This is a genomic window from Alteromonas sp. ABM1_013, from assembly GCF_056160505.1.
In genome coordinates this window covers 1,101,455-1,114,788 of record NZ_JBSWXH010000001.1, presented here as the reverse complement: position 1 = coordinate 1,114,788, position 13,334 = coordinate 1,101,455, and the positions used below count along the sequence as shown (strand labels likewise).

Sequence of the window (13,334 nt, the reverse complement as noted above, 5' to 3'; positions counted from 1 at the left end):
ACGCGATAAAATGGCGTCCCCTAGGGGATTCGAACCCCTGTTACCGCCGTGAAAGGGCGGTGTCCTAGGCCTCTAGACGAAGGGGACTGAATTCTTTTTTCGAAGCTAAAGCTTTGAAATTTCAGTCCGAAGTTGCTTTAACAACTTCAGCCTATATCAAACCACAACTCAATGTGACTTGGTGGAGCCAGGCGGGATCGAACCGCCGACCTCCTGCATGCCATGCAGGCGCTCTCCCAGCTGAGCTATGGCCCCATCATGGTACCAGTCATTTTGTGTGACTGTTCCGTGACAGCGGGGCGCATTCTAGGCATCCCCCTCTGTCATGTCAACGCTTTTTTTATGAATTTTCTCTGTTTGCTATAAAAGTAAGCGCTTTGTCGATTCTCTCGCCAATTTTCTCTTTTGAGATAAGATTCAACGTGATATCTAGAGACGGTGAATTACCGCCACCTGTCACAGCTACACGCAGCGGCATGCCTACTTTACCCATACCTACTTCCAGTTCTTCAGCCGTGCTATTAATAGCAGCTTGAATATTTTCTGGGTTCCACTCTTCAATTGCCATTAATTTATCTTTAGCAAGCTCTAATGGGCCTCGAGCGACTGGGCGAAGATGTTTTTTCGCTGCGTTCGCATCGAAATCTTCGTAGTCTTGATAAAAGTAAGTGGAAATCTCTGCTAACTCTTTAAGCGTTTTAACTCTATCCGCTTGAATAGCAATAATAGATTCAAGCGCTGGACCTGTTGTTAAATCAACATTTAGCTGTTCGAAATGCCATTTAGCATGTGAGGCAACCTCACTTGCTGGCAACGTCTTTATGTAATGCTGATTTAACCAGATTAGTTTTTCTGTATTAAATGCCGACGCAGACTGCCCTATTGCATCCAAACTAAATTTCTCAATCATCTCGTCGACAGAGAAAACTTCTTGGTCGCCGTGAGACCAGCCCAACCTAACAAGATAGTTAAGCACCGCTTGTGGTAGGAAGCCGTCATCACGATACTGCATTACACTTACCGCACCATGTCGCTTTGATAACTTTTTGCCGTCATCACCCAAGATCATAGAAACGTGAGCGTACTCTGGAACTGGCGCATTAAGGGCTTCAAGTATATTGATTTGGCGTGGCGTGTTATTAATATGGTCTTCACCACGCACTACATGGGTAATCCCCATGTCCCAATCATCTACAACTACACAGAAGTTATAGGTAGGCGTGCCATCAGTGCGCTGAATAATGAGATCGTCTAGCTCTGTATTGCTAATCTCAATTTTTCCGCGAACATGATCGTTAATAACAACTTTGCCTTCTAAAGGGTTTTTGAAGCGAATAACAAACGGTTCACCTTCAGGGTGGTCCGTTCTGTCTCTCCATGTGCCAGGATAACGAGGCTTTTCACCGCGCTCTTTTTGCGCCTCACGAATTGCATCTAGCTCTTCAGAGCTCATAAAGCATTTATACGCTTTACCTTCATCCAAAAGCTGCTGGATAAGTTCTTTATATCTATCAAAACGCTCAGTTTGATAGATAGGGCCTGTATCCCAAGTTAAACCTAACCATTGCATACCGTCTAAAATAGCCTGCTTAGCTTCTTCAGTTGAACGCTCGATATCTGTATCTTCAATACGAAGAACAAACTCACCGCCTTTGCTTTTCGCAAGAAGCCAAGAATAAAGCGCAGTTCGTGCGCCACCAACGTGAAGATAGCCTGTTGGGCTGGGTGCAAATCGTGTAACAACCGACATGGTCACTCTCTATTGTTAATAGTATTTCTAAAGATGGGCGCATTCTACCAGTCTACGCGCTACTTCAAAAGTAAGTTGAGAATAGAACAATGTAAAAGAGGAGAAGAAAGTGGACAGTCACTTACCTTCAAGCTTATTCCTTCTATATCCATTCTTGCTGCAATGGACACACACTTAGATAAATCTATAATCAACTTTTCGAGTAACTGTAGGGTAAACACTTTCTTCAATAAGAAAGTGGCTGCCCAAAAAGAGCAATCTCTTTTATAAAAGCACTCAATTAGGTTGGTTTAAGTGTCTGTCCCCTTTCCTCTCCAATTTTGTTAGTTGAGTAGAGTTTGTAACAGCTGTTTTAGTTTTCAAAGAATGGTTTAAAAACCCTCACAATATTGCGGTTCTTTGGTCAAGGACAAAATATGAAGAAACTTATTTTATTAGTTGTTTTATGGATAGTTTTTATTTTTCTTTTACTTCCTCCCCGCGACTTAGAGGAAAAGTACATTAATGAGTTTTATGACAACACTTTAGTATTTGAAAAAATCGAAGATATTGTTTGCCAAGATGTTGAGAAAATCCCAACATTAAGAGCTACACCGGGTGACCTGGAAAACGGTGGATTGTCTCGCTTACTGAATAAAATGAATATAATTCAAATAGTCGTGAAACCGGAAAATCAGATTTGTACAATTACTTTGGTTAGAGATGTCTTAGGCTTTGCTGGTAGCGGCTATAGCTATAAATACAGACATAATGTTCGCCACCCCATAATCTATGATAAGACAATTCATGGCGTGAAAAAGAACGCTATAAAATCATTAAAGTCTAGAGATGATATAGTAACGTATGATATCCACTTATCAAATAACTGGTATTTAACCTACACTGAGTCATAAGAGTAAGAATGACATCTGAATGTGGTAATTACTGCACGCTTACGTAACAGTAGGGGTAAACACTTTCCTCAATAAGAAAGTGACTGTCCAAAAAGAGCTGTCTCTTTTACACAAGCACTCTATTAGGTTGGTTTAAGTGTCTGTCCATTAAAACATCGCACTTCCGCGTTCACTTCTTTTGGTCGAGCTGAATAAGTGTCTGTCCACTAAAATCTGAAGAGGAAGCAAGTGTCTGTCCACTTCTTACCAGTTCGAAGAAACGCACCGTGCAGTTTTTGGATATAAAAGAATTCAAAACGACATTAAAAAACGCTGTTCTTTTCATCATTTTAGTTAAGATACAGTCAGAGTGGCTAAATTTCGGGCACACAGTCATTTTTCTTTAATTTTATTGTTGACACTAACGGAACCGACTCTATAATACCGCCCCACTTGCTTAGGCAAGGTTTTACAAAATATGGACGCTTAGCTCAGTTGGGAGAGCATCGCCCTTACAAGGCGAGGGTCACTGGTTCAAGCCCAGTAGCGTCCACCACTTCTTCACAGTGGCTAAATAGTGAAATCAAAATATGGACGCTTAGCTCAGTTGGGAGAGCATCGCCCTTACAAGGCGAGGGTCACTGGTTCAAGCCCAGTAGCGTCCACCATCTTCTTTAAGTATTCTTAAAATTCAACGAATTCACATCTTATAATGCAATACTATCATTTTATCTTCACCTAGATAGTGCAAAAGCAATTCACATTCTAAACAAAATCAATCACTTGTAAAAAACTACTTCAGCAATGCTGTCACTTACACTTACCACTTAGCTCTGCCAAATATTGCACCTTCCAAAATCGTACCAATCACTTAACCACCCTATTCACAACGAAATTCCTGCTGTCTATATTCACTACGAATTACCTTAACTGTGCGATAGTCTCACTGACGAGCTATACTTTAAAAATAATTATCGTGGTATGGTGAGTTCCATAACGTCCTAAAGGCTACCCTTTAATGAAGCTACACTTAGCTAGAAATACTAAGTTGTTAATTGCCGAAGATCAGGTGCTGGCAAAAAGCCATATGCACTATGCCCTTGAGCAGCTAGGTTTTAGGAATATGGACTATGTTGATAGGCCCTCTCATGCTCTGTCAGCGCTACAAGAACACACCTATGACGCCATCATTTGCTCGTATAACTTACGTTCAGAACAAGGCGGGTACTTTTTACTAGAGCAACTCAATGAGTCTCACTCACTGCCGCTCACCAGCGCATTTATCTTCACTAGCGCAGACACATCAGCAGAAGTCGTCCACGCAATTATCGAACTGCAACCAGATGAATTCATTGCTAAGCCGTTTTCCGTTAACGAATTAGACCGTCGGCTTTCGCGCGTTCTAGCAAGGAAAAAGGCTCTTGAAAATGTTTACTCATTCATGGACAAACAGAACTATGAAAAGGCACTCGCCGAAATCGAGCATTTCTTGTTACAACCCGAGCATGCCGAACACTTTCCTCTAGCAATGAAGATTAAAGGTGATTTGTTTATTATCACAGAGAGATTCCAGGAAGCTTTGGCCTTCTTTGAGACAATAATAAACATCCAAGATTTTAGCTGGGCTCAAATGGGAATTGCAAAAAGCCTCTTGGCACTCAATCAGCTTGATGATGCAGAAAGAGAAATCATCCAACTGGCGATGCGCCCTGATGCTGCATTAGACGCATACGACTTACTCGCCAAACTACAAATTAAACAGTCAGCGTTTGATGATGCGCTAGAATGCACAGTGCTAGCATGCAACATTTCTCCTCAGAATATCCCCCGGCATCAGAGAGCGATAAACCTCGCTCGTATCACACACGATTACGAAAGCCAGTTTAACAGTGCGAAGAAAGTAGTACGCTATGCGAAAAACTCTATCTACGATAAACCAGATATTTATCTAACTGCAGCAAGAGCCGGTGTTGATTTCGCGATGACGTCTGAGCCTGAACACGTAAACAGCATTGTTAAACAAACCAATGAATATTTACGTCAGCTGAAAAAAGCCCACCCAAAAGCAGCGGTAAATGACGAATTAACAGTGATCGATGCCCGACTTCACTATCTAAAAGATGAAACGGTGAAAGCACAGATGCTTCTGTCAGACTTTCACACAGACCACGCCCAACATCACTCCACAGAAGCATTACTCGATAGAGCCAAAGCGCTGCATGAGGTTGGACTTAAAAAAGAGTCTATTGCAATCTTAGATGCGATTTCTTCAAATCAAGAAGAAAGCGCTGATGAATTAAACCTAATGGCGACGTATTTAAAGCAGGAAAAAGAAGAAAAAGAAGCAATTACATTAAGCCCTAAAACACTCAACAACTCAGCTGTCGCCCAGTATAAACGAGGTAATTTGGAGCAATCTTATACCACCTTCGCTCAGGCGTTTCGTGTTATGCCTAAAAACCCCTCAATTGCACTGAACTATCTTCAAGCCATTATTAGAGCGAGAAAAGCAAACGCGCCTATGCTTCCTGACACAGTAGCTGCAATTAACAAATGCAGAGAGACTCTTGAAACAACAGCCCTATCTGAAGACCAACAGGCACGCTACCAGAGTGTGAAGAACATATTGAAGAACAAGTGATTTTACCAATACGTCCTTTGATTTAATCATGCACCTGCCTAGTTAGAATATACAACCACTGTCTCATGATAGAGTTTGTCTTTATATTCAAGCTCATGACTGAATGTCATGCCTAGCTTTTTCATGATATTGATAGACGCACTGTTTTCAGGATTAGCAATTGCCGAAAACTTTTCTACACCTATGTCATACAAGGCACTTTTTATTGCATGAGCAGCCTCAGTGGCGTAACCCTTCCCCCACTTTTGACTTTTAAAGCGCCAACCTAATTCCATGTTGTCACTTTCAGGGTGTTGGGTAAAAAAGCCAAAAGGGCGAACCAAAATCCACCCAATGCTTTCTTTTTCTACTAGTGTCTCTACACGCCATAAGCCCCACCCCAAAGCAGGGTTAGAGTAAGCTTGAAAACGAGGAACGAAAATATCGCGAACATCTTCTTTGGAGGATTTCTTACCACCATTGATATACTTCATAACAAGCTCGTCTTGGTCGAGCTCCCATAAAAAATCGGCGTCTTTATCGGTGATATAGTGGTAGGAGAGACGCGCACTGTCCTTGATATGCATATACTTCCTTTATCATTATTATTTTTAATATACTTTCATCGCTGAATATAGCTTATTTTTACAACAAACCAAACTTATTCGATGCTTTTTATTTTGGCCTACATTTTCCCTTAACGTAGGCGAATTTTTTTAGCCTCCTAGCATAGCCAGATGCTTTGTGGCCCCAGTTTTTCCTTCATGTAGATAATGGGTTTCGTGCTTTTGACCCAGCACATCTTGTAGGAAAGCCACCACGTCATCCACATTGCCATTGGCAAGAAGATGTCTCATGTCTATACCGTTTTCACTGAACAAGCAAAGGTGTAACTTGCCTGGCGCGGAGACACGAAGACGATTACAGGTTTTACAAAAGTCCTTGCTGTACGGCATGATTAAACCAATCTTGCCTGCATAATCAGGGTGATAAAATTCTTGCGCTGGCCCAGCATCTTTCCTACGCAATAAGGGCTGCCACCCCATGTCTAACAGGGTAGTTTTTAATGGTGAACCGCTTTGATGTTGTTTATTGAAAAATTGGTTTAAATCGCCTGTTTCCATCAACTCGATAAAACGGAGCGTCACCGGCATATCTTTAAGCCAAGCAAGAAACCGATGTAAACGGCTATCAGAAAAGTCATTGAGTAAAACAGAGTTAACTTTTACATCAAGGTCAGCATCAATGGCTGCATCCAACCCTCGCAGTACAGCTTTTAGCTTGTCCTGCCCTGTTATAGCGGCGAATTGCCGTGGGTCTAAACTGTCGATACTGACGTTTACTTGATCTAAGCCTGCATTTTTCCACTGGTGGGCAAACTTTTCCATTCGCGCACCGTGTGTCGTCATTGCCACGCGCTCTATACCCGGCGTATTACTGGTCAGTTGTAAGATATCAAGGAAGTCTCTTCGCAGCGTTGGCTCACCGCCTGTTAGACGCACTTTTGAAGTACCTAACTGAGCGAATGCTTTTAGTAAGATATCAATTTCACTTAATGTCATAAACTGATCGCTCGACGGGCCTTCGTACCCATCTGGCAAACAGTACTGACAGCGAAAGTTGCACGCTTCGGTCACTGACAAACGCAAATAGTGAAACTGTCTACCGAAACTATCTTCTAACAAACCAACTCCTTAATCCTTTGCTGCTTTATGAATCGCTACAGAGATTTTTAGACGTTACAAAACCCAGCAAGTCATTGAGTAAATTACAAGGTAACTAAATTAAACTAGCCTAGTGTACGCGGGGTGAAATTAAAATTAAACACATTCGTTGCTATAAATAAGACCATTTTAATCTCTAGCCTATTTCAAAACGTATCACAAAAGGCGAGAATAATTATATATGGGCAAGCTTGTTCAATTCCTAATAAAAGGTTTACGCCAAGTTATTTTCTAAACCTTCCCGCTCTTAGTACAGTAAACCAAACAATAAAGCACACTATAAAATGAGAAAAAACCGTTTTCCTACCAATGTCGACGAACCTGTTAAATGGCACGTTCTCTCACAGCTTTGGCCTTATCTTCTCGAGTTTAAGCAACGCGTATTTTTAGCGCTGCTGTGCCTAGTAGCAGCGAAGCTTGCCAGTATTGGCCTGCCCTACGTGCTGAAGTACACCGTTGATAGCTTAAATGGCGATTTAACCACGCTAGCTTTGGCGGTTCCTATTAGCTTAATCGTTGCCTATGGAACGCTGCGCTTACTGAATGTTTTACTCGGCGAAGTGCGAGATACGCTATTCGGTCGCGTTACTGAGCGCGCCATGCGCCGTCTAGGGCTTAAGGTTTTCAAGCATTTACACAATCTAGACTTAGGCTTTCATCTGAATCGACGCACAGGCGGGTTGTCCCGAGATATCGAGCGCGGCACCAATGGCGTCAGCTTTTTAATGCGCTTTATGGTGTTTAATATTGTCCCTACTCTGTTAGAGATCGCTCTTGTAGTTGGCTTGCTCTTATTTCAGTTCGGCGTATCTTTCGCGCTGATAATTGTGCTCAGCGTTGTGGCCTATATTGGTTTTTCGATGAAAGCGACAGATTGGCGCACTCGCTTTGTCACACAAATGAATGAAGCAGACTCAACCACTAACTCAAGGGCGGTAGACAGCCTGCTTAACTTTGAGACTGTAAAATATTTCAATAACGAATCCTTTGAAGCCAACCGGTACGATACAGACTTAGCTGCTTGGGAAAAGGCGCGACGGAAGAACCGCTTATCGCTGTTTGCATTAAACGGTGGACAAGCCGCCATTATTGCCATTGCCATGACTTCAATGATGGCAAACGCTGCCTTTGGAGTTATGAATGGCGAAATGACCATTGGCGACTTTGTACTCATCAACGCCTTCACTATGCAGATTTTCATGCCCTTAAACTTTTTGGGGTTTGTATACCGTGAAATTCGTGGCAGCCTTGCCAATATCGATAAGTTATTCGACCTTCTATCCCAAACCCCTGCTATCAAAGATGCAGACAACGCCACCGAATTAACCTGCGCCAACCCAGCAATACGCTTTAATAATGTGCATTTTGCTTATAACGAAAATAGGAAAATATTAAACGGATTTAGCTTTGACGTAGCGCCTGGCGCCAAGGTAGCCGTAGTAGGCGAAAGCGGCGCGGGAAAATCTACGCTAATGAAGTTGCTTTTCCGTTTTTATGACCCTCAACAGGGCAGCATTACCATAGACGGAAACAATATTGCCTTGCTAACGCAACAAAGTCTGCGTTCACATATCGGTATCGTCCCCCAGGATACGGTACTGTTTAACACCACATTGCTAGAAAATATTCGCTACGGTAACCCCGATGCCAGCGATGAAGATATTAAACAAGTGATAAAGCTTGCACACCTTGAAACCTTTGTAGAAAGCTTGCCTGAAAAATTAGAAACAACCGTAGGTGAGCGAGGACTAAAACTTTCTGGCGGCGAAAAACAGCGCGTATCTATCGCACGAGCCTTACTTAAAGGTGCGCCCATTATGATCTTCGACGAGGCCACCAGCTCATTAGATAGCACATCAGAAAGAGCAATTTTGTCAGCCCTTCGCGATGCAGCTAAGGGACATACTAGCTTGGTCATAGCCCATAGACTGTCCACTATTGTCGATGCCGACAAGATCCTCGTACTAAAAAACGGTACCATAGTAGAGGAAGGGACACACACTTACTTGCTGGAACAAGGCGGTGAATACGCAACCCTATGGCAAGCTCAACAGCGTGAAGATGAAGATAAAGATGTAGAAGGTAGTTAATAGATGGACCCAACGCTTATAAAAGCCGCCATTAATCAAGTAATGCCGTTCGGAAAATATGCTGGAAGACGCCTTTTTCATTTGCCAGAGCCTTATTTGGTTTGGTTTCACAAACAGGGCTTCCCTGAAAACAAGTTAGGTGAGCAGCTCGCTTTAATGTATGAAATAAAGTTAAACGGCTTAGAGTCTGTAGTAGAGCCCCTTTTAGATGATGACTAGCAACTGCCTTATGACGATAACTGCTTTATAACGAGCATTGCCTTATTGCTTAAGTTTTAATACAGATCGCCTACTTACATCGATGGTGATAACAATCTTAAGTTCTGTTACTCCCTGCCTTTGTGGTTGGTTTACCCACTTAAATAAGACAAAAGGTAAGATAAAAAGCGCTATAAATAGATAATTCAACGTCGTATTTTTACTTAAATTTTCCCGTAATAGGCACACCAAAACAGCAAGAATATTTATGTTTGCAAGACCCAGAAAGCAACGTCGAAATGACGTAAACGAACGCATCAAAAAAATTCACAGCGCCATAGCTGAAAAATTGATATCGCACCCCGAGCTTTTTGAGCAAGCCGAACACACTTTAGAAACCCGATATCAAAACAAAATGATGCGTTATGGTAGCTACCTACTATGGAAGGGTATTATAGAAGCACGCAATGAACCCGATGTATTTAAAGCGTTATTGTTAGCCGATGACGAGCGTACCGCTAATTTAAGAAGAGAAACCATCTTCACCGGAATTTTAAGTGAAGAAGAAAGAGAACAGCTGCTATAAAAAACGGGCAGCGTTCGTTTCGCTGCCCGTTTATAAGTCTTACTGCGGTTAACGCATTACGCATTAAGCATTACGCATTACGCATTACGCATTACGCATTACGCAAATGATCAGCTACCAAGAATGCCATTTCAAGCACTTGGTCTGCATTTAAGCGCGGATCGCACTGGGTTTTATAAGCCTGGGCTAAATCATCATCGCTAATTTGATAAGCACCACCCGTACATTCCGTTACGTGCTGACCGGTCATTTCAAGGTGAATACCACCAGCGTGAGTACCTTCTGCTTCATGCGCTTGGAAGAACTGTTTAATTTCTTTCAAAATTGCATCGAAGTTACGGGTTTTATAGCCGCTAGACGCCGAGAATGTGTTGCCGTGCATCGGGTCAGAACTCCACACAACATGTCTGCCTTCCGCTTTTACTTTGCGCAGTAGTCGTGGCAGGTTGTCAGCTAAGTTATCAGCTCCCATGCGAGTAATAAGCGTTAATCGACCCGGATCGTTTAGCGGGTTAAGCGCATCAATTAAACGAATAAGCTCGTCTTCCTGCATGCTCGGCCCCACTTTCACACCAATTGGGTTGTGAATGCCTCGGAAAAACTCCACGTGCGCATGATCAAGTTGACGAGTACGTTCACCAATCCACACCATATGCGCGGAACAGTCGTAAGGCTTGCCGGTAAGGGTATCGATACGCGTAAGCGCCTGTTCGTAGTTTAATAGCAAGGCTTCGTGCGACGTAAACAGCGAGGTTTCATGTAGCGTAGAGCTAGTTTGTGCGTTAATGCCAATAACATCCATAAACTCAAGGGTGTCTTGAATACGGTTGGCCATATCAGAGTAACGCTCTTTAAGCGGGCTGTTTTCAACAAACGCCATGTTCCAACGGTTCACTTCGTGAAGGTCGGCCAAACCACCTTGCGCAAATGCGCGAAGAAGGTTCAAGGTTGAAGCACTGCGGTGGTACGCTTCTAACAAGCGATCAGGGTCAGGTCGACGTGCTGCTTCAGTAAACTCAAAGTTATTAATAATATCGCCGCGATAGCTTGGCAAGGTCACGTCACCACGGGTTTCAAAATCTGATGAACGCGGCTTAGCATACTGCCCAGCCATACGTGCAACCTTAGTCACCGGGCAGCGACCGGCAAAGGTAAGCACAATCGCCATTTGAAGGATAACTTTAAAGGTATCGCGAATTTTAGGTGCGTTAAACTCGTCAAACGACTCAGCGCAGTCGCCGCCTTGTAAAAGAAAGCCTTTACCCAGGCTCACTTCACCTAGCTGACGTCTAAGTTCACGGGCTTCAGCAGCGAACACGAGTGGAGGATAAGAACTTAGTGTTTGCTCTACTTCATTTAAACGTACTTTGTCGTCGTACTCTGGTTGCTGAAGAATAGGTTTATTTCTCCAACTGTCTACTTGCCAATTACTCAACGGTGTTCTCCTGAATAAAAAACGTAGGGCAAACGTTTTACTGAAAATAGTTATTGAAACTTAATGCTTCGAATAATAAGACTGTAGCGCGCTTCACAGTATGCCTGTAACGCATTTTTATAATCAGCCTAATGTGAAAATATGAATCTAAAAAATGTGGTGGCACTTTACCACATTTATTCTAAGGAAATAGGTGCGCAAACTTGAATTTCTAGAAAGTTATCGTGCTTGCTTATAGCAAAATGGCATTCAAATACCTTCTCAAGGTTTGCCTGAGTTGCTACATCTTTAGGCTCACCCAATGCGACCATACGACCTTCGTGCATTAACCATAGACTATTGCAGTAGTTAGCGCTAAGCGCGATATCGTGAGACGTCATTAGTATGGTGTTACCTTCATTGCAAAGGAATTTTACTAAACTAGCCAGCGCATATTGGTGCCTTATATCAAGTCCTTGCAATGGCTCATCTAAAAACGCTAACCCCTCTCCCCGCTCTAACTGGGGCCAAATTTGTAAGAGCGCTCGACAAATTTCTACGCGCTGGCGTTCTCCGCCAGAAAGCTGGGTAAGGATTTTGTTTAAGAATCCCGACACTTCAAGGGCTTTTTCTAAAACCGAAGGAATTAGTTCACCTTGCTGTGCTGTTGCGTAAAAGCTTAAATATTCCTTCACCGACAAGTGAAAACCATTTTCACTTTGCTGAGCTAACAAAGTACGTACGCTAGCAAGCGTGGCAAGAGACCAACTCCCCATTGGCTTGCCATGCAGTATTACTTTACCTTCATCAGCGTCAATCAGTCCTGCTAGTGTAAGTAGCAGCGTTGACTTCCCTGCCCCGTTTGGCCCTATGATATGGATACATTCGCCCTTTTTCGCGCTTAAGTCTTCCACCCATAGCCGTGACCCAATGCGCACATTTTGCAGGCTTAAAATCATTGAGGCATCCGAAACGCTTTCGCGACTTTTGATGCAAGGCGCTCTGTTGTAGCTGACTGCATGACGTTCACCAGTGCTTTGCTCTTCATTACGATAAGAATCAGGTTGCTTTTGCGTAAAAGGATTCGGGGACGTCATTTCATCAGCCTTTGAGCTGGCCTTTTGCCAGCGCCCAAATAAGTAACGGGCCACCTAACGTTGCTGTAACCATAGAGACAGGAAGTGTAATAGCGCGAGTCATTTCAGAGCATAGCGCTACCAACATTAAAAGGCTTGCACCGCTTAACGCACTTAACGGCAATAAATAGCGATTGTTATGCCCGATGATCAAACGCAAAATATGAGGCACTAATAAGCCCACAAAAGCGATAGACCCGGCCATCGACACCGCCGTACCCACCGCGATAGCACAAACGATGAGGGCACGTTCGGTAAGTTTTTCCACATCCACACCGCTACTTTTTGCCGCAAGTTCTCCGGCGTATAGCTTGTTTAAATCACCCGCGTAAAAAAGCTGTAAACCTACAGCTATAACGATCAACGGGCCTCCAACCGATAAAATTAACCAGTTAGTTTGATATAAGCTGCCCATTAGCCAAAAAGTAAGGTTGCGAAGGGCATCAGCGTCGCTGAACATATAAAGCCAGGCAATAACAGCGCCACTGAGCGTCGATATGGCAATACCAGCAAGAATTACCGCAGTGGAGGAGCCTAGCAATTTTCTGGCTAAACGATAAATAACAAAAGTAGATAACAAGGCACCCACAAAGCACCCAAAAGGCAGTAAGTAATGCAGGTAGGCTGTAGCCCATTGCGGCGTTAACAGTAGCAATAGTGCGGCAACTAAACTCGCTCCGCTGGTGATACCTATGATTCCTGGGTCGGCTAGCGGGTTTCGAAGTACCACCTGTAAGGTTGCGCCACTTACGGAAAGCGCCGCCCCTACTAAGCATGCGGTAAGTATAAGCGGTATTTGAAGCTGAACGATAATATGCTGCTTTAAGTCAGCAGCCGTGTTAGCAAACCCTGTCACGCCAATGACACCCACCACGCCAACGGCTAACAAACAAAGTAGCGTTATTACAACCAAAGAAAGGGCTGGGCGTTTAGTTTCAATGGTT

The 13,334-nt window shown here is 43.3% G+C and carries 11 protein-coding genes and 4 tRNA genes; 7 read left to right on the top strand and 8 right to left on the bottom strand.

The genetic code is table 11. The annotated features are described in order from the left end of the window. Positions 1–11 precede the first annotated feature (11 nt). The 3 genes from ACXAGK_RS04765 to gltX form a co-directional block, all read right to left on the bottom strand. Positions 12–87 (bottom strand) — tRNA-Glu (locus tag ACXAGK_RS04765). Between the two features lie 92 nt (positions 88–179). Continuing rightward, a tRNA-Ala gene (locus ACXAGK_RS04760) sits at positions 180–255 on the bottom strand. An 85-nt stretch (positions 256–340) separates the two neighbouring features. Next, positions 341–1,750, bottom strand: a complete 1,410-nt coding sequence (gene gltX, locus ACXAGK_RS04755; protein ID WP_474807771.1) for a glutamate--tRNA ligase — start codon at positions 1,748–1,750, stop codon at positions 341–343. Between the two features lie 416 nt (positions 1,751–2,166). Here gltX and ACXAGK_RS04750 point away from each other — a divergent pair, with 416 nt between their 5' ends. From ACXAGK_RS04750 to ACXAGK_RS04735, 4 genes are all read left to right on the top strand, one after another. Continuing rightward, complete coding sequence (locus tag ACXAGK_RS04750; protein WP_474854450.1) at positions 2,167–2,643, top strand: hypothetical protein; 477 nt, start codon at positions 2,167–2,169, stop codon at positions 2,641–2,643. Positions 2,644–3,102: 459 nt separating this feature from the next. Beyond that, positions 3,103–3,178, top strand: a tRNA-Val gene (locus ACXAGK_RS04745). Positions 3,179–3,214: 36 nt separating this feature from the next. After that, a tRNA-Val gene (locus tag ACXAGK_RS04740) sits at positions 3,215–3,290 on the top strand. A 350-nt stretch (positions 3,291–3,640) separates the two neighbouring features. After that, the gene (locus ACXAGK_RS04735; protein ID WP_474854448.1) at positions 3,641–5,263 is read left to right on the top strand and encodes a response regulator; all 1,623 of its coding nucleotides are present in this window, start codon (positions 3,641–3,643) and stop codon (positions 5,261–5,263) included. Between the two features lie 38 nt (positions 5,264–5,301). Here ACXAGK_RS04735 and ACXAGK_RS04730 read toward each other — a convergent pair whose 3' ends face one another. After that, positions 5,302–5,829, bottom strand: coding sequence for a GNAT family N-acetyltransferase (locus ACXAGK_RS04730; protein ID WP_474854446.1), 528 nt, complete (start codon positions 5,827–5,829; stop codon positions 5,302–5,304). Positions 5,830–5,958: 129 nt separating this feature from the next. Further along, on the bottom strand, positions 5,959–6,927 hold the full coding sequence (gene moaA, locus ACXAGK_RS04725) for a GTP 3',8-cyclase MoaA (RefSeq protein ID WP_474854444.1): 969 nt from the start codon (positions 6,925–6,927) through the stop codon (positions 5,959–5,961). Positions 6,928–7,250: 323 nt separating this feature from the next. Here moaA and ACXAGK_RS04720 point away from each other — a divergent pair, with 323 nt between their 5' ends. From ACXAGK_RS04720 to ACXAGK_RS04710, 3 genes are all read left to right on the top strand, one after another. After that, positions 7,251–9,056 (top strand): ABCB family ABC transporter ATP-binding protein/permease, encoded by a 1,806-nt coding sequence (locus tag ACXAGK_RS04720; RefSeq protein WP_474854442.1) that lies wholly within the window; start codon positions 7,251–7,253, stop codon positions 9,054–9,056. Positions 9,057–9,059: 3 nt separating this feature from the next. Beyond that, on the top strand, positions 9,060–9,275 hold the full coding sequence (locus ACXAGK_RS04715; RefSeq protein ID WP_025254677.1) for a DUF3820 family protein: 216 nt from the start codon (positions 9,060–9,062) through the stop codon (positions 9,273–9,275). A 247-nt stretch (positions 9,276–9,522) separates the two neighbouring features. Next, positions 9,523–9,840, top strand: coding sequence for a hypothetical protein (locus ACXAGK_RS04710; protein WP_474854440.1), 318 nt, complete (start codon positions 9,523–9,525; stop codon positions 9,838–9,840). A gap of 91 nt (positions 9,841–9,931) precedes the next feature. Here the strand turns inward: ACXAGK_RS04710 and ACXAGK_RS04705 are convergent, their stop codons facing one another. The 3 genes from ACXAGK_RS04705 to ACXAGK_RS04695 form a co-directional block, all read right to left on the bottom strand. After that, positions 9,932–11,275 (bottom strand): class II 3-deoxy-7-phosphoheptulonate synthase, encoded by a 1,344-nt coding sequence (locus ACXAGK_RS04705; protein ID WP_474807783.1) that lies wholly within the window; start codon positions 11,273–11,275, stop codon positions 9,932–9,934. Between the two features lie 176 nt (positions 11,276–11,451). Continuing rightward, positions 11,452–12,213: an ATP-binding cassette domain-containing protein gene (locus ACXAGK_RS04700; protein WP_474854497.1), complete on the bottom strand. Its 762-nt coding sequence runs from the start codon at positions 12,211–12,213 to the stop codon at positions 11,452–11,454. 142 nt (positions 12,214–12,355) lie between these two features. Beyond that, positions 12,356–13,303 (bottom strand): FecCD family ABC transporter permease, encoded by a 948-nt coding sequence (locus ACXAGK_RS04695; RefSeq protein ID WP_474854495.1) that lies wholly within the window; start codon positions 13,301–13,303, stop codon positions 12,356–12,358. Positions 13,304–13,334 lie beyond the last annotated feature (31 nt).